Source organism: Lapillicoccus jejuensis (assembly GCF_006715055.1).
Lineage (GTDB): Bacteria > Actinomycetota > Actinomycetes > Actinomycetales > Dermatophilaceae > Lapillicoccus > Lapillicoccus jejuensis.
In genome coordinates this window covers 1,030,034-1,051,361 of the sequence record NZ_VFMN01000001.1, presented here as the reverse complement: position 1 = coordinate 1,051,361, position 21,328 = coordinate 1,030,034, and the positions used below count along the sequence as shown (strand labels likewise).

General features: G+C 73.7%; 16 protein-coding genes. 12 read left to right on the top strand and 4 right to left on the bottom strand.

Annotated features, from left to right (window positions below; genetic code table 11):
- Positions 1–2: 2 nt before the first annotated feature.
- Both FB458_RS05020 and araB read right to left on the bottom strand, forming a co-directional pair.
- Entirely contained in the window at positions 3–692 is a 690-nt protein-coding gene (locus tag FB458_RS05020) for an L-ribulose-5-phosphate 4-epimerase (RefSeq protein WP_246061073.1), read from the bottom strand.
- Positions 689–2,350, bottom strand: coding sequence for a ribulokinase (gene araB, locus FB458_RS05015; protein ID WP_246061072.1), 1,662 nt, complete (start codon positions 2,348–2,350; stop codon positions 689–691). The genes FB458_RS05020 and araB overlap by 4 nt, the downstream gene beginning before the upstream one ends.
- A gap of 329 nt (positions 2,351–2,679) precedes the next feature.
- On the opposite strand from araB, the gene FB458_RS05010 reads away from it, so the two are divergent.
- From FB458_RS05010 to FB458_RS04995, 4 genes are read left to right on the top strand one after another with little or no spacing between them, the layout of a single operon-like run.
- Positions 2,680–3,852, top strand: coding sequence for a substrate-binding domain-containing protein (locus FB458_RS05010; RefSeq protein ID WP_141847300.1), 1,173 nt, complete (start codon positions 2,680–2,682; stop codon positions 3,850–3,852).
- 49 nt (positions 3,853–3,901) lie between these two features.
- A complete protein-coding gene (locus tag FB458_RS05005) occupies positions 3,902–5,527 on the top strand; it encodes a sugar ABC transporter ATP-binding protein (protein ID WP_246061071.1) in 1,626 nt (541 codons plus the stop codon).
- On the top strand, positions 5,524–6,561 hold the full coding sequence (locus FB458_RS05000; RefSeq protein ID WP_141847299.1) for an ABC transporter permease: 1,038 nt from the start codon (positions 5,524–5,526) through the stop codon (positions 6,559–6,561). Before FB458_RS05005 ends, FB458_RS05000 begins: the two co-directional genes overlap by 4 nt.
- Positions 6,558–7,583 carry an ABC transporter permease gene (locus FB458_RS04995; protein WP_141847298.1) on the top strand — a complete coding sequence of 342 codons (1,026 nt, stop codon included), beginning with the start codon at positions 6,558–6,560 and terminating at the stop codon, positions 7,581–7,583. The genes FB458_RS05000 and FB458_RS04995 overlap by 4 nt, the downstream gene beginning before the upstream one ends.
- Positions 7,584–7,638: 55 nt before the next feature.
- Here FB458_RS04995 and FB458_RS04990 read toward each other — a convergent pair whose 3' ends face one another.
- A complete protein-coding gene (locus tag FB458_RS04990; RefSeq protein ID WP_211355933.1) occupies positions 7,639–8,649 on the bottom strand; it encodes a LacI family DNA-binding transcriptional regulator in 1,011 nt (336 codons plus the stop codon).
- A 297-nt stretch (positions 8,650–8,946) separates the two neighbouring features.
- Here FB458_RS04990 and FB458_RS04985 point away from each other — a divergent pair, with 297 nt between their 5' ends.
- The 4 genes from FB458_RS04985 (at position 8,947) to FB458_RS04970 (ending at position 15,545) form a co-directional block, all read left to right on the top strand.
- Positions 8,947–11,817 carry an AbfB domain-containing protein gene (locus tag FB458_RS04985; RefSeq protein ID WP_141847297.1) on the top strand — a complete coding sequence of 957 codons (2,871 nt, stop codon included), beginning with the start codon at positions 8,947–8,949 and terminating at the stop codon, positions 11,815–11,817.
- 99 nt (positions 11,818–11,916) lie between these two features.
- Positions 11,917–13,200 carry an FAD-binding protein gene (locus FB458_RS04980; RefSeq protein ID WP_141847295.1) on the top strand — a complete coding sequence of 428 codons (1,284 nt, stop codon included), beginning with the start codon at positions 11,917–11,919 and terminating at the stop codon, positions 13,198–13,200.
- A gap of 9 nt (positions 13,201–13,209) precedes the next feature.
- A complete protein-coding gene (locus FB458_RS04975) occupies positions 13,210–14,328 on the top strand; it encodes a WD40/YVTN/BNR-like repeat-containing protein (protein WP_141847293.1) in 1,119 nt (372 codons plus the stop codon).
- 125 nt (positions 14,329–14,453) lie between these two features.
- Positions 14,454–15,545, top strand: a complete 1,092-nt coding sequence (locus FB458_RS04970) for a cellulase family glycosylhydrolase (RefSeq protein WP_141847291.1) — start codon at positions 14,454–14,456, stop codon at positions 15,543–15,545.
- A gap of 24 nt (positions 15,546–15,569) precedes the next feature.
- On the opposite strand, the gene FB458_RS04965 is transcribed toward FB458_RS04970, so the two are convergent.
- On the bottom strand, positions 15,570–16,523 hold the full coding sequence (locus FB458_RS04965) for a sulfotransferase family protein (protein WP_141847289.1): 954 nt from the start codon (positions 16,521–16,523) through the stop codon (positions 15,570–15,572).
- Positions 16,524–16,686: 163 nt separating this feature from the next.
- Between FB458_RS04965 and FB458_RS04960 the strand changes: the two genes are divergently transcribed.
- The 4 genes from FB458_RS04960 (at position 16,687) to FB458_RS04945 (ending at position 21,152) form a co-directional block, all read left to right on the top strand.
- Positions 16,687–18,612 (top strand): putative bifunctional diguanylate cyclase/phosphodiesterase, encoded by a 1,926-nt coding sequence (locus FB458_RS04960; RefSeq protein ID WP_141847287.1) that lies wholly within the window; start codon positions 16,687–16,689, stop codon positions 18,610–18,612.
- Positions 18,609–19,187: a hypothetical protein gene (locus FB458_RS04955; protein ID WP_141847285.1), complete on the top strand. Its 579-nt coding sequence runs from the start codon at positions 18,609–18,611 to the stop codon at positions 19,185–19,187. Before FB458_RS04960 ends, FB458_RS04955 begins: the two co-directional genes overlap by 4 nt.
- Before the next feature lie 67 nt (positions 19,188–19,254).
- Entirely contained in the window at positions 19,255–19,779 is a 525-nt protein-coding gene (locus FB458_RS04950; RefSeq protein WP_141847283.1) for a SigE family RNA polymerase sigma factor, read from the top strand.
- Positions 19,776–21,152, top strand: coding sequence for a Kelch repeat-containing protein (locus FB458_RS04945; protein ID WP_141847281.1), 1,377 nt, complete (start codon positions 19,776–19,778; stop codon positions 21,150–21,152). The genes FB458_RS04950 and FB458_RS04945 overlap by 4 nt, the downstream gene beginning before the upstream one ends.
- Positions 21,153–21,328: the final 176 nt, after the last annotated feature.

Sequence of the window (21,328 nt, the reverse complement as noted above, 5' to 3'; positions counted from 1 at the left end):
GGTCACTGCCCGTAGGCGTGCTGGTAGCGGTCGAAGAGCCGGTCGACGTCGTCCGCCGCGATGGGCAGCGGAGAGCCGAGCTGGCGGGCGACGTGGACGGTGCGGGCGACGTCCTCGCACATCACGGCCGCCTTGACGGCGGCCCGGCCGGTCCGGCCGACGGTGAAGACGCCGTGGTTCTGCATGAGCACGGCCGGGGAGCGCGAGTGCTGCAGGGTCGCGACGATCCCGCGGCCGATGCTGTCGTCGCCGATGAGCGCGAACGGGCCGACGGGGATCTCGCCGCCGAACTCGTCGGCCATCATCGTCAGCACGCACGGGATGGGCTCGCCGCGGGCCGCCCACGCCGTCGCGTAGGTCGAGTGGGTGTGCACCTGCCCGCCGACGTCGGACCGGTGCCGGTAGACGTACGCGTGGGCGTCGGTGTCCGACGAGGGCGCGCGGTCGCCGAGGACGACGCGCCCGTCGAGGTCGCAGACGACCATGTCGTCGGCGGTCAGGTCGTCGTACGGGACGCCGGAGCCCTTGATGGCGAACAGGTCCGTGCCGGGCAGGCGCTGCGAGACGTTGCCCGCGGTCCAGACGACGAGGCCGTTGCCGGGCAGGTGGGCGTGCAATGCGGCCGTCTCCTGCCGCAGCGCGGCGACGCGGTCGGTGAGGTGGTCCAGGTGACCGGGCAGCGTGGCGGTCACCGGGCACCGGCCCCGCGGCGCGACAGCGCCGTCCGGCGCAGGTCGCCGAGCCGGTGCAGGGGGTTGTCGCGGGGGTCGCCGAAGTGGTCGACGAGCCGCCGGTACTCCGCGTAGAGCAGGTCGTACGTCGCGTGGCGGTCCGGGTCGGGCACCCACGCCGCCTCCGTACGACGCCCCATGGCCGCGGCCGCCTTGCGGATGTCCGGGTAGGCGCCCGCCGCGACGGCCGCGTGGATGGCCGACCCGAGCGCCGGCCCCTGGTCGGAGTCGCACACCGACAGCGGCATGCCCAGCACGTCGGCGTAGACCTGCATGACCAGCGGGTTCTTGCGCAGGCCCCCGGTGACGACGAGCTCCTCGACGGGCACGCCGTGCTCGGTGAACGTCTCGACGATCAGCCGGGCGCCGTAGGCCGTGGCCTCGATGAGGGCCCGGTAGACGTCCTCGGGCCGGGTGGCGAGGGTGAGGCCGACGAGGACGCCGGTGAGGTGGTGGTCGACGAGCGGCGAGCGGTTGCCCGAGTGCCAGTCGAGGGCGACCAGCCCGTGCTCGCCCGGCTCCTGCTGCGCGGCGAGGTCGGTGAGCAGCTCGTGGACGCTGCGGCCCTCGGCCCGGGCCCGGGCCTCGTACTCCCCGGGGACGGCGCGGTCGACAAACCAACCGAAGATGTCGCCGACCCCCGACTGGCCCGCCTCGTAGCCGAACAGCCCCGGGACGATGCCGCCGTCGACGACCCCGCACATGCCGGGGACCTCGTGCAGCTCGCTGCCGTTCATCACGTGGCAGGTCGAGGTGCCCATGATGGCGACCATCTGCCCGGGCTCGACGGCCTGGGCGGCGGGCGCGGAGACGTGCGCGTCGACGTTGCCGACGGCCACGGCGATCCCCTCGGGCAGGCCCGTCCAGCGGGCCGCCTCGGCCGTGAGGGTGCCGGCCGCGTCGCCGAGCCGGCCGAGCGGGTGCTCGAGCTTGTCGGCGACGAAGGTCGCGAAGCCGGGGTCGAGGGCGCGGCAGAAGTCCTCGCCCGGGTGGTGCCCGTCCTGGAGGATCCCCTTGTAGCCGGACGTGCAGGTGTTGCGCACGTAGGAGCCGCACAGCTGCCAGACGACCCAGTCGGCCGCCTCCACCCAGTAGCGCATCGCGGCGTAGACCTCGGGGTCCTCCTGGAGCACCTGCAGCGCCTTGGCGAACTGCCACTCGCTGCTGATGAGCCCGCCGTAGCGCGGGAGCCACGCCTCGCCGCGCTCGCGGGCCAGCTCGGTGATGCGGCTCGCCTGCGGCTGCGCGGCGTGGTGCTTCCACAGCTTGACGTAGGCGTGCGGGCGGTCGGCGAAGGCGGCCAGCTCGTTCAGCGGCACCCCGTCCTGCGTCACGGGCAGCACGGTGCAGGCGGTGAAGTCCGTGGCGATGCCGATGACCCGGGACGGGTCCACCCCCGCCGCGCGCAGGGCCGCCGGTACGGCGACCCGCAGCACCTCCCGGTAGTCCTCGGGCACCTGGAGCGCCCACTCGCTCGGGAGCGGACGGCCCGAGGCCGGCAGCACCTGCTCGAGCACCGCGTGCGGGTAGTCGTGGACCGCCGAGCCGAGCTCGGCCCCGTCGGCCACCCGGACGGCGACCGCCCGCCCGGACAGGGTGCCGAAGTCGACCCCCACCACCACCGCATCGTCGCGTGACACCTGTGCTCCCAGAGCTCGGCCCCGTCGGCGACGACGAGGTTGTTAGCGTGAACAGGCGCCCAGCATAGGGACGCGACCCTTGCTGTCAACCCCCTCTCCTTTGGCGATGTGGTCTGAGAACGCTTCCGCACGAGCGCATTCACGGTGGACGCCGCCTACAAGGTTGCGGTTCGGTAACAACGCGCGCAAGCGGTTGACGCCGCCGACACGCACCGACGACTGTGATCGCTCACTGGCGGTCGACCGCCGGTCGGGTCACCACGGTGGTGGCCCCGCGGCCCAACACTCAACGCAGAGGACCAGCCACCATGAACGCGGTTCACCAGACCACCGCGGGTGCGGCCGTCGCCGTCGCCCTCGCCGTCGCGCTCGCCGGGTGCTCCACCGGCCAGACGACCTCGTCCTCCGGCGACGGCAACGGCGGCGCCGCCCCGACCGTCGCCGAGACCCTCGGGACGGCCCAGAACGGCGTGCCCGCCGCCATCCTCGCCGCCGGCGGGACGACGCTGCTGACCACTGCCAAGCCCGAGGGGGTCGAGGCGCAGTACGGCCCGATGTGCAAGGGCTCCGACCTCGGCATCGGCAAGATCGACTTCACCAAGGACACCATCGGGTGGGCCCAGTCGGAGAAGGAGGCCAACCCCTTCCGCATCGCCTCGACAAAGTCGCAGGTCGACACGGCCAAGGCCAAGGGGTGGAAGCTGCTGACGACGAACGCGCAGTCCAACGTCCAGCAGGAGAACACCGACATCAAGGGCATGATCGACAAGGGCGCGAAGGCGATCATCTTCTCGCCGATCAACTCGACCGGTCTCGGCGACGCCATCGCGTACGCCAAGAGCAAGAAGGTCGCGATGATCCCGGTCGACCGCAACATCACCGGGGTGACCGGCTGCCAGGACGTCGGCCCCCAGCTGGGCTCCGACTTCGTCCAGCAGGGCCGTCGCGCCGCGGACGCGATGATCAAGGCCACCGGCGGCCAGGCCAAGCTGGCCATCCTGCTCGGCGCCTCGGGCGTCAACGTCACCGACGACCGGACCGCCGGCTTCCTCGACGAGCTCAAGCAGAAGAACGCCTCGGGCATCGAGGTCGTCTTCAAGCAGACCGCCGACTTCACCCGGGAGAAGGGGCAGAGCGTCACCGAGACGCTGCTGCGCGCCCACCCGGAGGTCAACGCGATCTACGCCGAGAACGACGAGATGGGCCTCGGGGCGCTGGCTGCGCTCCAGGACGCCGGCAAGGCGGGCACCGACAAGGTGCACATCGTCTCCATCGACGGGACCAAGGGCGCGGTGCAGGCCATCGTCGACGGCAACTTCGACGCCGTCATCGAGTCCAACCCGGCCTTCGGACCGGCCGCCCAGGCCGCGCTCTCGGCCTACGTCAACGGGGACGGCGCGCCTGCGGTGACGATCACCACCGACAACCAGTACGACAAGTCCAACGCCCAGCAGGCGATCGACAGCGGGACGGCGTACTGACGCCGAGGCGACACCGCCACCCCGCCCAGATCGAACGAGAGGACCCACGTTGGCCGCCCCGCCCACCGTCACCACCACCCCGGGCACGACCCCGACCACCACCCCGACCCTCGCGGTCCGTCACCTCGGCAAGTCCTTCGCCGGGGTGGCGGCCCTCGAGGACGTGAGCCTCGACCTCATGCCGGGGTCGGTCCACGCCCTGGTGGGGGAGAACGGGGCGGGCAAGTCGACGCTCATCAAGCTGATGACGGGCGTCTACACGGCCGACACGGGCACCGTGCGCCACCGGGGGGAGGAGACCGCCTACTCCTCCCCCCGGTCCGCCCAGCAGGACGGGATCGCGACGATCTACCAGGAGGTGCACCTGGCCCCCCAGCTCTCCGTCGCGCGCAACTTCTTCCTGGGCAACGAGCTGACCCGCTGGGGGCGCCTGGACCTGGCGAGGATGGCCACGGAGTCGGCCGCCGTCCTGGGCCGTCTCGGCATCACCGTCGACACGCGTCGACGGCTGGGGGAGTTCAGCCTCGGGGTCCAGCAGATGGTGGCCGTGGCCAGGGCGGTCTCGGCCGACGCCGACGTCGTCATCATGGACGAGCCGACGTCCTCCCTCGAGCCCAAGGAGGTCGACAGCCTGCTGCAGGCCGTCCGCGTCCTCAAGGACGACGGCGTCGCGGTGGTCTACGTCTCGCACAAGCTCGACGAGGTCTTCGCCGTCTGCGACACCATCACCGTCCTGCGCGACGGCCACCTGGTCTGGACCGGGGAGACCGCGTCGACCAACCGCCGCGAGCTGGTCTCGCGGATGCTCGGTCGCGACGCGTCCGAGCTGACCGACGGCCGGCTCACCCGGCTCTCCGGCCGCGCCCCCGTCGTCGACGCCCCACCCGTCCTCGAGGCGACCCACCTCAGCCGCCGGCTCGTGCTCGACGACGTCTCCGTCGTCGTGCGCCCCGGCGAGGTCGTCGGCCTGGCCGGGCTGCTCGGCTCGGGCCGCAGCGAGACGGTGAAGACGATCTTCGGTGCCCTGCCGCTGGACTCGGGCGAGGTCAAGGTCGACGGTCGCCCCCTCACCCGGCAGAGCCCGGCCTCGCGGCTGCGGCGCAAGGTCGCCCTCCTGCCCGAGGACCGCAAGGCGGAGGGGATCATCCCCGACCTGTCCATCCGCGACAACATCGGCCTGGCCGCGCTGCCGCACATCACCCGGGCGGGCTTCGTCGACGACCGCCGGCTCGACGAGATCGTCGAGGTCTTCATGCGACGCCTGCGGATCAAGGCCTCCGGCCCGCAGCAGGTCGTCTCCGAGCTGTCGGGCGGCAACCAGCAGAAGGTCCTGCTGGCCCGGCTGCTGTGCCTCGAGCCGAAGGTGCTGCTGCTCGACGAGCCCACCCGTGGCATCGACGTCGGCGCCAAGGCGGAGGTGCAGGAGCTCATCGCCGAGCTCGCGGCCAAGGGCATGGCCGTCGTGCTCATCTCCTCCGAGCTCGAGGAGGTCGTCGAGGGCTCCGACTCCGTCGTCGTCCTGCGCGACGGCGCCCAGCTCGGCACGCTCGTCGGGGCCGACATCTCCGAGGACGCGATCATGGACCTCATCGCCGGGGCCGCGGAGCAGGAGCAGGCCGCGGCAGCCGAGCCCGCTGCCGGTCCCACCGACCACGCCCGGGAGGCGGCCTCATGAGCACGACGACCACGCCCACCACCGACGAGCGGACGACGGCGGCGCCCCCGCCCACCCCCTGGTCGAGCCGGATCGGCGTCCGCGGGGGCGACTGGGGCCGCTGGGTGCGCGAGCGCGGCGTCTACCTCGCGCTCGTCGTCCTCGTCCTCGTCAACGTCGTCGCCACCCCGAACTTCCTCACCCTCGGCACGCTGCAGCTCTACGCCGTCCAGACCGCGACGGTCATCATCGTCTCGCTCGGCATGGCCCTGGTCATCGGCACCGGCGGGGTGGACCTGTCGGTGGGGGCGACGATGGCCGTCGCCGCGGCCGTCATGGCCCGGCTGTTCAGCCCGAGCGACGGGGGCGGGTCGCCGCTCGCGCTCGCGATCGTCGTCGCGCTCGTCGCCGGCACCCTCGTCGGCGTCGTCAACGGTCTCGTCGTCGCCGTCGGCCGCGTGCAGCCGATCGTCGCGACCCTGGCCATGCTCGTCGGCGGCCGGGGCCTCGCGCTCGTCTTCACCGGGGGCGCCCTCGTGGAGATGTTCCACCCGTTCTTCACCACCGTGCGCACGGCGCAGGTGCTGACCATCCCCGCGATCTTCTGGCTCGCGATCCTCCTCGCCGTCGTGCTCGCCGTCGTCGTGCGCCGCACCGCCTTCGGGTTCCGCGTCCTCGCCATCGGCGGCAACCTCCCGGCCAGCCGGCTGGCGGGGGTGCCGGTGCGCCGCACCCTCGTCGGGGTCTACGCCGTCTCCGGCTTCCTCGCGGCCGTCGCCGGGCTCATCGTCACCATGCGGCTGCGGGCGGCCGACCCGTCCTACGTCGGGCTCAACATCGAGCTCACCGCCATCACCGCCGTCGTCGTCGGCGGGTCGCTGCTGACCGGCGGCAAGGTGCGCGTCCTCGGCACGGTCGCGGGCGCGGTGCTCATCCAGCTGCTGGAGAACACCCTCACCGCGCAGAACGTCACCGACTCGATCGCCCGGATCATCGAGGCGCTCATCATCATCGCCGCCGTCTTCATCCAGAGGCCCTCGAGGAGCGCCCGATGACCACGACCCCGTCCACCGCCACCGCTGGGGCGGCGACCACCGCGGACGCGCCGGCCGTCGCGGTCCGCAACCGCAACGTGGCGTCCGCGCTGCTGCGCAACGGCGCGGTGCTCGCCCTCGCGCTCGTCATGGTCGCGGGCTTCGTCCTCGTGCCGACCTTCGGCTCGGCCGACAACCTGCGCAACGTCGCGCTGGCGGCGTCGTTCATCGCCATCATCGCGGCCGGCATGACCTTCGTCGTCATCAGCGGCGGGATCGACCTGTCGGTCGGGTCGACGTACGCCCTGGCGGTGATCCTCAGCGCCCAGGCGTCGGCGAGCGGGTCGGCCGCCGCGATCCTCGCGCCGCTCGCGGCGTGCGCCGTCGTCGGCCTCGCCCAGGGACTGGCCATCACCGTGCTGCGCCTGCCGCCCTTCATCGTCACCCTCGCCGGTCTGGGAGGCGTGCGCGGCCTCGTCTTCCTCGTCACGCACGAGGGCAACGACGTGCCGCAGGTGCCGGGCTTCAAGGTCTTCGAGGTGCTCGGCACCGGCAAGCTCGCGACGATCGGCACGCCGGTGTGGATCACGCTCGCCGTCTTCGCGATTGGGTGGCTCGTCCTCAACCGCACCGCCTTCGGCCAGCACGTGCAGGCCATCGGCGGCAACGGCCCCGCGGCCGAGCTCATGGGCCTGCCGGTCAAGCGGGCCACCACCTCGGTCTACGTCATCAGCGCGCTGTGCGCCGGGGTCGCGGGCATCCTCACGACGGCGCAGAGCGGCGGCGGTCAGGAGGCGCGCATCGGCGACGCCTACGAGCTGCAGGCCATCGCCGCGGTGGTCATCGGCGGCACTCTGCTCGCGGGCGGGGTCGGCTCGATCATCGGCTCGCTGGCCGGCGTCATGCTGCTCTTCGTCATCCAGAACCTCATCGTCCAGGGGGCGAACCTCAACAGCTACGTCCAGCAGCTGGTGTCCGGCGCCTTCCTGCTCGTCGTCGTCCTCGTCCAGGCCGCCCTCACGGCGAGACGCGGAGGCACCTGACGCGGCCCGTACGACGCCCCGACCGGCACACCCCCCGACCGGCCCCGCCCGCGGCTCAACCGCGCGGCGGGGCCGTCGACGTGCGGGGGACGAGGGTCGCCGGCACGGTGACCGAGCGGGGCGTCGGGTCGTCCTCGCGCAGCTGCTCGAGCAGCAGCTCCAGACCGGCCCGTCCCGCCGCCGCGAAGTCCTGGTGGATCGTCGTCAGGGGCGGGGTGTAGTACGCCGACTCGGGCACGTCGTCGAAACCGACGAGGCTCACGTCACCGGGGATCGCGCGACCGCCCTCGTGCAGCGCGCGCGCCAGGCCGAGGGCCATGTGGTCGTTGGCGGCGAAGATCGCGGTGCAGTCCGGGATCCGGGCCAGCATCCGGCCGGCCTGGTAGCCCGACGCGGGGGACCAGTCGCCCCGCACCACGGGTGGGACCTCCGCGCCGGCCCCGGACAGCGTGTCGTGCCAGCCCTGCTCGCGGGCCGCGGAGTCGTTCCACCCCTGCGGTCCGGCCACGTGCCACACCGTGGGGTGGCCGAGCTCGAGCAGGTGGCGGGTGGCGTGCACGGCGCCGGCGTACTGGTCGATCGTCACCGACGAGGCCTGGTCGTCGACCTGGCTGTCGACGGTGACGATGGGCGTGCGCGGCGGTACGAGCTTCGAGGCGACCTCGACGACGGAGTCGAGGGGGAGCACGAGCAGCAGACCGGCGACGCCCTGCCCGAGCAGCCGGTCGACCGCCGCCCGGACCGAGCGCGGGTCGAGCTCGGCGAGGTGGTCGACCGTCACGGTGAGCTGCGCGTCCTGGGCGGCCCGGCTCAGGCCGTCGACCATCGCCGACGGCCCGTAGAGGATCGAGCTCGGCGAGATGACGCCGATGACGTTGGAGCGGCCGGTGGCGAGGACGCGCGCGTTCATGTTGCGCCGGTAGCCCAGCTCGTCGATGGCCCGCTCGACCTTGGCCCGGGTGGCCGCGGAGACGTGCGGGTGGTCGTTGAGCACCCGGGAGACGGTCTGGTGGCTCACCCCCGCGACCGCCGCGACGTCGTGCAGCGCCGGCGGTCTCCTGCTCACCGCCGACACGCTAGCCGCTCCCCGACGCGGTGGCGGGCGGTTGCCGCAGGACCCGGGTCCGTCATGACATGCATGTTATCGCTCACTTCTCGCCGACGGCGGTCGACGCGACACGTCGCCCCGCCCAGGTCAAGAGGTCGTCAAGAAACCGCGCACCCCCTTGGTGGCGCCGAATCCTCGTGCCAGCATGGCCGAGCGCTGCGACGACGACGACGAGGCGGGTCCCGGAGGCGACGGCGTTCCCCTGCTCCAGCCCATCACCCCGGAGGACTCGTGCGCCGATCACGGACCGCATTCGTGTTAGCGATCACGGCAGCAGCCGTCGCCACCCCGCTGCTCACCGTCCCCGGGGCGGCCGTCGCCGCCCCGACCAGCACCCTGTCGCTCGACGTCTCGCGCTACACCGCGCAGACCAACCCCACCCAGTGGGGCCACATCGTCGAGGACATCAACCACTCCGTCGAGGGCGGCCTCGACGCCAACCTCGTGCGGAACTCGACGATGAAGGAGGGCGCGGCCGACCCGCCGTCGTCGTGGTCGGCCGTGACCGGCGGCGGGGGCACCGGCAGCATCGCCCTCGACACGAGCGTCCCGCTCACCGCCGCCAACCCGGACGCGCTGCGCCTCGACGTCGGTCAGGACGGGGCCGGCCAGCGCGTCGGCGTCGCCAACACCGGGTTCTACGGCGTCGGCGTCGCGGCCGACACCACCTACACCGCCACCTTCTTCGCGCGGACCGCCCGCTACACGGGCCCGCTGCGGGTGTCGCTCGAGGGTGCGGACGGGACGGTCTACGCGGCCGCGAGCACCGGAGCCACGAGCGGGGACTGGCGTCAGTACACGGTCAACCTCTCGACCGGCCGCCGGAAGCCCGCCGACACGAGCAACCGCGTCGTCATCAGCGTGCCGGCCGGCGGCTCGGGCGCCAGCCTCTGGCTCGACGTCGTCCGGGTCACGCCACCGACCTACGGCACGAGCGGCGAGCTGCGCAGCGACCTCATGCAGAAGCTGGCCGCGACCCGCCCGGGCTTCTGGCGCGTCCCCGGCGGCAACTACCTCGAGGGCCAGACCCTCGCGACCCGCTTCGACTGGAAGAAGACCGTCGGCCCGTACGAGGACCGCCCGGGTCACCAGAACGACGCCTGGGGCTACTGGTCCACCGACCAGGCGGGCCTGAGGACCTACCTCGACATGGCCGAGCAGAGCGGGGCCGAGCCGCTGCTCGCCCTCTTCGCCGGCTACACGCTCGACGGGACGACGGTGCCGCAGGACGAGCTGCAGCCCTACGTCCAGGACGCCCTGGACGAGATCCAGTACGCCATCGGCGCGACCGACACCCCGTGGGGGGCCCAGCGCGCGAAGGACGGCCACCCCGCGCCGTACGACGTGCGCTACGTCGAGGTGGGCAACGAGGACTTCTTCGACCGCACCGGCAGCTACGACGGCTACCGGTTCCCGATGTTCTACGACGCCATCAAGGCGGCCTACCCGCAGCTGCAGGTCGTCGCGACGACACCGGTCACGACGCGCACGCCCGACGTCGTCGACGAGCACTACTACAACAACGACCCGGCCGCGTTCACCGCGATGGCCCACCACTACGAGGGCTACTCGCGCTCCGGCCCCAAGGTGCTCGTCGGCGAGTACGCCATCACCAACGGCACGAGCGGCAACCCCACCGGCACGCTGTCGGGCGCGATCGGCGAGGCCGGCTTCATGACCGGGATGCTGCGCAACGCCGACGTCGTCATGGGCGCGTCGTACGCCCCGGCCCTCGCCGACGTCCACGACTTCCAGTGGCCGACCAACCTCGTCGGGTTCGACGCCGCGACGTCGTACGGCTCGCCGTCCTACTGGGTGCAGCAGATGTTCGGGGCCAACAAGGGCCGCTACGTCCTGCCCGCGAGCCTCACCGGGACCGACCCGTCGCTCAGCGTCTCCGCCACCCGCGGCGACGACGGCACGGTCTACGTCCACGTCGTCAACCCGACGACGACCGCGGTGACGACGCAGCTGCGCGTGGCCGGCGCGAGCGCCATCAGCACGTCGGGCACCGTCAGCACCCTCACCGGTGACCCCGACGCCCGCAACAGCATCACGGCGCCGAACACGGTGCGGCCGACCGCGGCCCGGTCGGTGACGACCGGCGCCCGCTTCAGCCGCACCTTCCCGGCCAGCTCGGTCACCGTCCTCACCTTCTCGGTGAGCGGGGCGGTCGCGCCCGCGCTGCCGGTCGGGCAGCCGACCTCGCTGCGCGTGACGACCCCGGGCTACACCGACCGCTCGGTCGCCGTGTCGGGCACCCAGGGCGTCACGGCGGCCGTGACCGAGCAGAGCAGCGACGACCTGCGCAAGTCCGCCACCTTCGTCGTGCACGCCGGCGCGGGACGGTCCTCGTGCTACTCGCTCGAGTCGCGCCTCCTGCCGGGCAGCTACCTCACGGTGACCGCGGACCACACGGTGACCGCCGCCCCGCTCGGGACGACGAGCGCGGCGCTGCGGGCGGCCACGTTCTGCCCGGCGGTCGGGCACGCGGGGCAGGGCGTCTCGCTCGAGTCGCTCGCGCAGCCGGGTCGCTTCCTGCGCCACTACGCCAACGTGCTCTACGCGGCGGACGCGAGCGGCGGCTCGTTCTTCGACAACGCGCGCAGCTACGACGTGGACACCACCTTCCTGCTCGAGGGCGGCTTCTGGCGCAGCACGGTCGACGTCCCGCTCGGCAACCACTCGTTCCAGCCGACGACGCCGGGATACACCGACGACGTGCTGCGGCACTTCGCCTTCGTCGCCCAGGTGAGCCCGGTGTCCGAGCTCGACGCGACGACCCGGCCCGACGCCACCTTCACCGTCGTGCCCGGGCTCGCCGACACGTCGTGCTACTCGTTCCGGTCGGAGAACTACCCCGACCGCTACCTGCGGCACTACGACTACCAGGTCCGTCTCGACCCGGTCGGGACCGGCACCTACGCGCAGGACGCCACGTTCTGCGCGCAGCCGGGCCACGACGGGCAGGGCGTGTCGTGGCAGGCCATCGGCTTCCCCGACCGCTACCTGCGGCACTTCCAGGGGAAGGTCTGGATCGCCAGCGACGGCGGCCCGCTGCCGAGCGACGCGCCGGCGTCGTGGAGCGAGGACACCAGCTGGCTCACCGTGGACCCCCTCGGGTGACCTGAGCGGTCGCCGGTGTCGCGAGGGCGCCGTCCCACCCGTCGGACGACAGGTGGTGGCGGCGCCCTCGTCGCGTCCGGGCGGGGTTAGCGTGACCGGGTGACCACCTCGACGACGAGCGACCTCGGCACCAACTGGGCGGGCAACCACACGTACGCCGCCCGCGCCCTCCTCACCCCCGGCAGCGTCGAGGAGCTGCAGGAGGTCGTGGCCGGTGCCGACCGCGTCCGGGCCCTCGGATCACGGCACTCGTTCTCCGACCTCACGGACACCGACGGCGTCCTCGTCGACCTGTCCGGGCTGCCCCGCGACATCGAGGTCGACGAGGGCGCGCTCACGGTCCGGGTCGGCGGCGGGGTCCGGTACGGCGACCTGGCCGTCGCCCTCGAGCGCGCGGGCTGGGCGCTGGCCAACCTCGCCTCGCTGCCGCACATCTCGGTGGCGGGCGCCGTCGCCACCGGGACCCACGGCTCGGGCGACCGCAACCAGTCGCTGTCGGCCTCCGTGGTCTCGCTCGACCTCGTCGGACCCGACGGGTCGCTGCGCACGGTCCGCCGCGGTGACGACGACTTCGCCGGCTCCGTCGTCGCCCTCGGCGCGCTCGGGGTCGTCGCCCGGCTCGAGCTCGACGTCGTGCCGACCTACCTGCTGCGCCAGGAGGTCCGCACCGGCCTGCGGTGGGAGGCGGTCGAGCGCGACCTCGACGCCATCACCGGAGCGGGCTACAGCGTCAGCATGTTCACCCACCTCGACGACGAGGAGGTCGCGCAGCTGTGGGTCAAGACCCACGCCGACGCGCCACCGCTCGCCGACGCCGTCGGGCTCGTCGGGACGGTCGCCGCCCCGCAGACGCGGCACATGCTGCGCGGCGTCGCGGTCGACGCGGTCACCGCGCAGGGCGGCGAGCCGGGCCCGTGGCTCGACCGGCTCCCGCACTTCCGGATGGAGCACACGCCGAGCAACGGCGAGGAGCTGCAGAGCGAGTGGTTCGTCGGGCGCCCCGACGCGGTCGGGGCCATCCGGGCGTGGCGCGGGGCGCTGGCGCCGTACGTCGGCCTGGTGCAGGTGGCCGAGATCCGCACCATCGCGGCGGACGACCTGTGGCTGAGCGGCGCCTACCGGCGCGACAGCGTCGGGTTCCACATGACCTGGCTGCGCGACGAGCCCGCCGTGCGCACCGCCTGCCGGGCGGTCGAAGCCGCCCTGGCGCCGTACGCCGCCCGGCCGCACTGGGGCAAGGTCTTCGAGACCCCGCGCGAGGAGCTGGTCCGGGTGCACCCGCGCCTCTCCGACTTCGCCGCGCTGCGCGAGCGGGTGGACCCCGAGCACGTCTTCGGCAACGCGTTCCTCGACAGGGTCCTGCCGGAGGGTGCGGAGGTCTAGTTTCGGCGCATGAGCCGCCGACGCCTCCTGCCCGTCCTCGCCGCCGCCGCCCTCGCGGCGACCGCCGCCGTCACCGCCGCCCCCGCCGCCACGGCGGAGGCGGCCTCGTCCACCGCCGCCGCGAGCCCGGCCGTCCGCCTCGCGTGGACCCTGCTGCCCACCGGGTCCACCGAGCACTTCCGCGGCCTGGCCGCCGTGTCCGACCGCGTCGCGTGGGTCGCGGGCTACGACGGCACGGTCCTGCGCACCACCGACGGCGGGGAGCACTGGGCCTCGGTCGGGCCGAAGCTGTCCCAGGCCAACGCCGCCCTGCAGTTCCGCGACATCGAGGCGTTCTCCGCCGACGACGCGGTCGTGCTGTCGATCGGCAACGGCACGGACTCGCGGATCTACCGCACGTCCGACGGCGGGGCGAGCTGGACCGCGACCTTCGTCAACCACGACGAGGCGGCCTTCTACGACTGCCTCGCCTTCTCCGACCCGATGCACGGGGTGGCCAACAGCGACCCGGTCGACGGCCGGTTCCGGATCGTCGCCACCGACGACGGCGGACGCACGTGGACGCGGGTCCCGGCGGCAGGGATGCCGCCCGTCCAGGAGGGCGAGGCCGCCTTCGCCGCGAGCGGGCAGTGCCTCGCCGCCGGCACCGGCGACCGCTTCTACCTCGGCTCCGGTGGTGTGCCCGGCACCAAGGCGCGGGTCTTCCGCAGCGACGACGGCGGCCGCACCTGGGACGTCGCGTCGACACCGATCCGCAGCGGGAGCAGCAACGGCGTCAACGGGATCGCCTTCTCCTCGGCGAAGGACGGCATCGCCGTCGGCGGCAGCTTCGTGAGGTCGGACCTCAACGGCGGTGCGTCGGCGTGGACGACCGACGGCGGGGCCACCTGGCAGCGCCCGACCGTCCCCACCGGGGGCTACCGCTCCGGGGTGTCCTTCGCGCCCGGCCTCGCCGGGGTCGCCGTCGCCGTCGGCCTCACCGGCTCGGACGTGACGACCGACTCCGGTCGCACCTGGGAGACCTTCGACACCGGCTCGTTCGACACGGTGTCGTGCACGAGCGGGCTGGTCTGCTGGGCCTCCGGGGCCGAGGGCCGGGTCGCCCGGCTCACCCTCGCCGCGGGCTGACCGCCCCGCCCGTACGGCGCCCCGCCGGCTCGTCCTCGAGTCGCCGGGGCGCCGTCGCTGCGGTTGACTCGGGGGCGGCGCCCCGGACGGAGCGCCCCCGCCGAGACCTCACCTGGAGCACCCCGATGACGTGGAGCGCCCGCACCGCCCGCCGCCTGCTCGCCGGCACCGCCGCCCTCACCTGCTGCGCCACGCTCGCCGCCGCCCCCGGAGCCCAGGCCACCGGTGCGTCGCCCGCGGCGACCACCGGTTCGGCCGTCCTCGACCCGGCGTCGTTCAAGGGCGTCAACTGGGCCGACCCGCGCGACAACTACGTCGACGGCCCCGTCGTGCCGACCGGGCTCAGCACCTCGGACGACTACCGGACGACGTACCGCAAGGCGACGGCGGTCCTCGGTGAGCTCGTGCGGATCGGCCGGATCAACACCGTCCGGCTCCCCGTCAACCCCTACTCCGTCGGGACGGCGTGGTGGGGCTCCTACCGCGCCGCCGTCGACGCGGCGACCGACCTGCACCTCAAGGTCATCCTCAGCTACTGGGAGGGGACCGCGCACAAGGACGGGCTGGTCGACGACCCCGTTTCCTGGGACACGATGTGGGCGACGCTGACCGGCACCTACCAGCGCAACCCGAAGGTGCTCTTCGAGCCGATGAACGAGCCCTTCGGCTACAGCGACACCGACCTGCGCGCCCTCGAGGCCAGGTGGATCGCCGACCACCCGCTCATCCCCCGCCACCGCGTCGTCGTCAGCGGCACCGGCTACAACGACCACACCTCGACCCAGTGCGCGGACCCCGCGCTCGCGGGCACGTACGTCAGCCAGCACTTCTACGGGTTCTGGCACCAGGGGCCGTCGTACGCGCAGTGGCGCGAGAACCTGCAGGGGCGGATCGCCGGGTGCGAGGGGCGGCTGATCGTCGACGAGTTCGGCTCGCCGATGACGGCGGGCTACGACTACACGGCCTCGGCGACGGGCACCACCGACGCGGAGCGCAAAGAGTACGTCGCCTACCTCCAGGCGACGACCGACCTCATCCGCGAGACCGGGGCGGGTGGCGTCTACTGGCCCGGGCTGCGGGCCGCGGACAGCTACAGCCTCACCACGCTCGACCCTGTCGGACGGCGGATCTCGTTGTCGCTCAACAGCACCAGCGGGCTCAAGCTGCTCGAGTGGGCCTGGGGGCGCGGCACGCGCCCGCCGCACCCGGCCCCCTGAGCCGGCGCCGGCCCCCGCCCGGGGTCAGCGGCGGGCGCTGAAGCTGCCCCGCCCGGCGTCCGACAGCCAGTCGTCGAAGGGCCGGTCCAGCAGGTCCTGGAGCCGGTGCACGTCGCGGTCGAAGGCGGGGAGGAGCTGGCGCCGTACGGCCGGGGAGAGTCGCGGGCGGGGCTCGTCGCCGCGCTGGAGGGCGCGCACCAGCGGCCGCTCCAGCCGGCGGCGCCAGGCCTGGGGCGGCAGGTGCCGTCCCGCGTGCGCGCCGGCGCGGATGGCGCGGCGCAGCGCCGAGTTCGTGGGGGTGTCGTCGGCCCAACCGTGGGTGTTGGAGGCCGGGACGGTCGTCACGACCCCGGTGGCCACCCCGAGGAACGCCGCGATCCCGTCCAGCGTCCGGGCGGGGGCGTCGACCAGCTCGCGGTAGCGGATGACGTGGACGCGCTCGCGGTCGACGTGCTCGAAGAGGTGGGCCAGCTGCTCGCCGTACCGACCCAGCTCGAGGTAGCGCCAGAAGGGCGCCCAGCCGGCGGCGGCGCGCTGCTCCTCCAGCCGGCAGGCCGTGAGGAAGTCGGCCTCCGGCTCGAGGCCGTCGGAGCGCAGGTGGACCCAGTTGGAGTACGCGCGGTCGACGGGGTCGCGCACGACGGCGACGAGCCGGACGTCGGGCAGGGCGCGGGCGATGCGGACGTGCGCCTCGCGGTCCCACAGGTAGAACGGGGTGCTCTCGCCCTTGAGCACGCCGGGGGGCGCGGCGTCGAACAGGCGCTCGTAGTCCTCCCGCTTCCAGACCCACTCCTGGCGGCTGTGGCCGTCGCCGGGTCCGCGGTGCCGCTCGCGCGGGGGCGGGGTGCCGTCGGAGAGGAAGAACTTGGGCTCCTTGGGGGTGCTGAGGAAGAGCTGCGGGTGGCCGGTGAGGGCGGCGTGGACCGCGGTGGACCCCGCCTTGGGGGCGCCGATGACGAGGAAGTCGGGAAGGGCCATGCCGTCACGGTAGACCGAAATCCCACTCATTGAGTAGGAGTTGCGGGATCGCGGACGGCTCGACGTCACGCGTGGCCCTCCCCGGCCACGGGCCTAGTGCAAGAGCACCAGATCGCTGGCAGCAAGCGGTCAGGTCCGACGGGCGTCGGCCGATGGACGGTCCGTGACCTCGTCGACCCGTGCCGCCGCGCCCGCACCCACGACCTGGAGCAGCACGCGTCGGCTGCGCCGGCTCGTGCGGGACTGGGTGCCCGAGGGCAACCTCCTGGACGACGACACGTGGGACGCCCGGCACCGCGTCATCACGCGGCTGGCCCTGCTGCAGACGATCGCGCTGGGGGTCTTCGCCCTGGCCGTCGGCAAGGGGCTCGCCTCCGCCGCCGTCGCCGTGCTGGTGCCCGGACTGCCGGCCCTCGGGGGGCTGCTGTCCACCCAGCACCGGCGGCTGCGGATGCTCTCGGTCGTCACCAGCCTGATGTTCGCCTCGGCGACCCTGGTCGACCTGACCGACGGGCTGACCGAGGCGCACTTCCACTTCTTCGTCATGCTCGGCGTCGTCTCGCTCTACCAGGACTGGGCCGCCTTCGGCCTGTGCGTCCTCATCACCGTCCTGCACCACGCGGTGATGGGGCTGACCATGCCCGGCAGCGTCTTCGCCGGGGTCCAGCAGCGCGAGCACCCCGTGCAGTGGGCGGCCGTGCACGGCGGGTTCATCCTCGCCGCGTCGCTGACCCACATCGTCGCCTGGCGCTTCACCGAGCGCGTGGGCCAGCGCGACCCGCTCACCCAGCTGCCCAACCGGGCGACGTTCGGGGAGCGGGTCACCGAGGCGCTGCGCCGTCACGACGGCCCGGTGTCCGTGCTCTTCATCGACCTGGACAACTTCAAGGAGATCAACGACTCCCACGGGCACCACGTCGGCGACCTCGCCCTCACCCGCACCGCGGCGGTCATCGAGGAGAGCCTGCGCGCGGGCGACCTCGTCGCCCGCCTCGGGGGGGACGAGTTCGCGGTGCTGGTGCTCGGGGACGAGTGGGCCGCCGAGGTCGTCGCCGCCCGGATCACCCGCGCGCTCACCGCGCCGTTCGTCGCCGAGGGGCGCGACGTCTTCGTCACGGCGAGCATCGGGGTCGCCGACACCGAGCTGGTCGGCGTCCGGGAGACCGACGAGCTGCTGCGCGGTGCCGACATGGCCATGTACTGCGCCAAGGGCACGGGTCGCAACGCCGTCGTGCACTACTCGCCGCGCCTCGACGACGAGGTGCGCGCCCGGACGGCCCTCGCCGCCGACCTGCGCCACGCGCTGGAGCGCGGCGAGCTCGAGGTCTTCTACCAACCCGTGGTCCGCGGCACCCCGGCCGTCCTGTGCGGGGTCGAGGCGCTGCTGCGTTGGAACCACCCGGAGCGCGGCCTCGTCCCGCCGCTCGAGTTCGTCCCCCTCGCCGAGGCCTCGGGCGACATCGACGCCATCGGCCGGTGGGTGCTCACGCAGGCCGCCGCGCAGGTCGCCGTGTGGCACCGCGAGCTGCCCGGCGCCGAGGACCTCGAGCTGGCCGTCAACCTCTCCCCGGTCCAGCTGCGCGACCCCGGTCTGCTGACGATCGTCGGCGACGCGCTCCACCAGGCGGGCCTCGCACCCGGCCACCTGATCGTCGAGGTCACCGAGTCGATGCTGCTCTCCGACCTCGACCTGGCCCGGCGCCAGCTCGACGCCCTGCGCACCCTCGGCATCCAGGTCGCGATCGACGACTTCGGCACCGGCTACTCGTCGCTGTCCTACCTCGCCCGGCTCCCCGCCGACCAGGTGAAGATCGACAAGTCCTTCGTCCGCGACCTCGGCGAGGACCGCTCCCCGTCCGTGCCGCTCGTGCGCAGCATCGTCGAGATGGCCCGCGCCCTCGGCCTGGACGTGCAGGCGGAGGGTGTCGAGGAGACCGTCCAGGAGACGATCCTCGCCGAGCTCGGCTGCGACCGCGCCCAGGGCTACCTCTACTCGCGGCCGGTGCCGGCGGCGCAGCTGGCCGAGTTGGCCGCAGCGCTCGGCGCCGCCTCCCCGACCCCCCTGGTCCGGCTCGACGAGGCCTCGTGACCTTCGTCGCGGGGCACGCGGAGGGGGGCGGGACGTCGGCCTCCTGGTCGGTCCACGGCCCCCACCTGCTCCTGCTCGGTGCGTGGGTGCTCGTCGTCGCCGTCGCGCTCGTCCGCGGGGCAGGCGGAGGGCCGCTGCCGCGGCGCGACGTACGGCTGTGGGTGGCGGCCGGGGCGTCCGTGGTCAGCGCCGCCGTCCACCTCGCCGTGGTGCCCGAGCACCTGGAGGAGTCGTGGCTGTACGGCGCCTTCTTCCTCGTCCTCACGCTCCTGCAGGTCGCGTGGGCGGCACTCGCCGTACGACGCCCCACCCCGCGCCTCCTGCTCGCCGGCGCCGTCGCCTCCGGCCTCGTCGCCCTGCTGTGGGCGGCCACCCGCACCGTCGGCATCCCGCTCGGCCCGTCCGCGGGCGAGGTCGAGGCGGTCGGGTTGGCCGACGTCGTCGCCACGCTCACCGAGGTGCTCGTCGTCGCCTGCGTCGCGTGGGTCCTGGCGAGCGTGCGTTCCGCCCGGCTGTCAATGGCCGGCGGGGCTCCGGTCGTACCCGGACGAAGCGGACACGTCACGGTCGATTGACCGCCGGCCGACGCGGGCTCGACATCGCTGCCACGAAACGACCCCCGGGCGGCGTCTAGGGAGTGTGATGGCCGACGTGGGTGACGACGGGGCGTTCGTGGCGTTCCTGACGAGCCACCACGCCAGCCTCTACCGCACGGCGTTCCTGCTCACCGGCACGGAGCACGAGGCCGAGGAGCTGCTGCAGGAGGCGGTCGTCCGCCTCTACCGGCGTCGGTCCCTGCTGTCCCGCGCCGACGCACCGGTCGCCTACGCCCGTCGGGCGCTCGTCAACACGTTCGTCAGCCGCCGCCGGACCGCGGCGGTCCGCACCCCGACCGCGCCGCTGTCCGCCGCCGTCGACCGACCGTCCACCGGCGACCCGTGCGGCGAGCTCGACGACCGGTCCGCGCTGTGGCTGATGCTGCTCACCCTGCCCGAGCGGCAGCGCGCCGCCCTCGTCCTGCGCTACTACCTCGACCTGCCCGAGACCGAGATCGCCACCGCGATCGGTTGCCGGCCGGCCACCGTCCGCAGCCTCGTCAGCCGGGGGCTCGCGGCGCTGAGGACGCAGCCCCACCCCTTCGTCACCGAGACCGGAGACCGCGCATGACCACCGACGACGAGCTCGGCCGCGCCCTCGTGGAGTCCCTCACCTACGTCGGGTCACGGACCCGGACCCCACCGGGGCTCCTCGAGCGGCTGCGGGCGGACCTCGCGCCCACCCCGACCAGGCGCGTGCGGTGGGCACCGCTCGCCGCCGCTGCCGCCGTGCTCCTGCTCCTCTCCCTGGCGGGCGTCGCGGTGCTGCGTCATGCGCCCGACCCGGTGCGCGAGCCCGCGACGACGGGGGCCCCGCCGACCTACGGCAGCCGGTCGGCGGCCTCGCTCGCCTCGGCGCGCTGGAGCACGCTGCCGGCGGCGCCGATCCAGGGGCGCGGCTCGGCCGTCGGGGTGTGGACCGGTGCGCGGCTGCTGGTCTGGGGTGGCGCGTCCCCGAGCAGCCCGCAGCAGCCGCTCGGCGACGGGGCGTCGTACGACCCGGTGGCCCGGGTCTGGGCGAGGCTCCCCGTCGCGCCCATCGCCGCGCGCAGCTCCTCCGCCTCGGTCTGGACGGGGAGCGTGCTCTTCGTCTGGGGCGGGTTCACGACGGCCTCCGGTGCGCGGGCGAGCGACGGGGCGACGTACGACCCCGTGGCGCGGGTCTGGCACCGGGTCCCTCCTGCGCCGGTCGCGGGGTACCAGCAGGCGCTCGCGCTGACGGCCGGCGGCTCGGTCCTGCTCGTGACGACGCCGCCGGGGGACGGCGCGCACGTCGTCCACCTCCAGGCGTACCGACCGGACACCGACACGTGGACGCGGCTGCCGGACCTCGACCTGCCCGACGGCCACCCGGCCCTGGAGGTCGAGGCCCTCTCGACGGGGGACCGGCTCCTGCTGTGGTCGATGTGGGCGCACACGGTCCCCGTCGACGGCAACGGCACCGAGACCACGTACGGCATCGAGGGCTTCACGTACGACGTCGCGCAGCAGCAGTGGACGCCGAACGGCCTCGGTGGCACCTCGGTGAGCGCGGTCCGGGGGCCGCTGTGGACCGGGCGCGAGGTCCTCCTCCCCGCCGCGCCGCGCTACTGCGGAGGGTGCTCGGGACCGATCGGGGGTGACCTGACCGGGCTGCGGCTGGACCCGACCAGCGGCGCGAGGTCGAACATCCCCCACGGACCGGTGGACGACGGCAACCCCACCGACCTGTGGACCGGCACTGCCCTGCTGGCCCTCGACGCGCGCGGGTCCTCCGGCTCGTCCTGGCCGGGCGCGGCGGCGGTGTGGGACCCGGCGACCGGCGGCTGGGCCCGGCTCCCCGACGCCCCGCTCGGGGGGACGGACGGGGTGGTCGTGTGGACCGGACGGTCGGTCCTGCTGTGGGGAACCTTCTCCTCCGGCGCGGACCCAGCGGGGCGGACCGGCGGTCTCGAGCTCGGGTAGCGCGCCCGGGGCTCCGCTTCGCGCGCTCCCCGTGGCGGCCGGCTGTCAATGGTCGTTGACGAGGGCGTCGTACCCGGACGAACCGGACACGTCCAGGGTGATCGACAGCCGGCCGACACGCCTGACCTCGTCCGCCAGCACGACGAAGGCCCCCCACCGAGAGGTGGAGGGCCTGC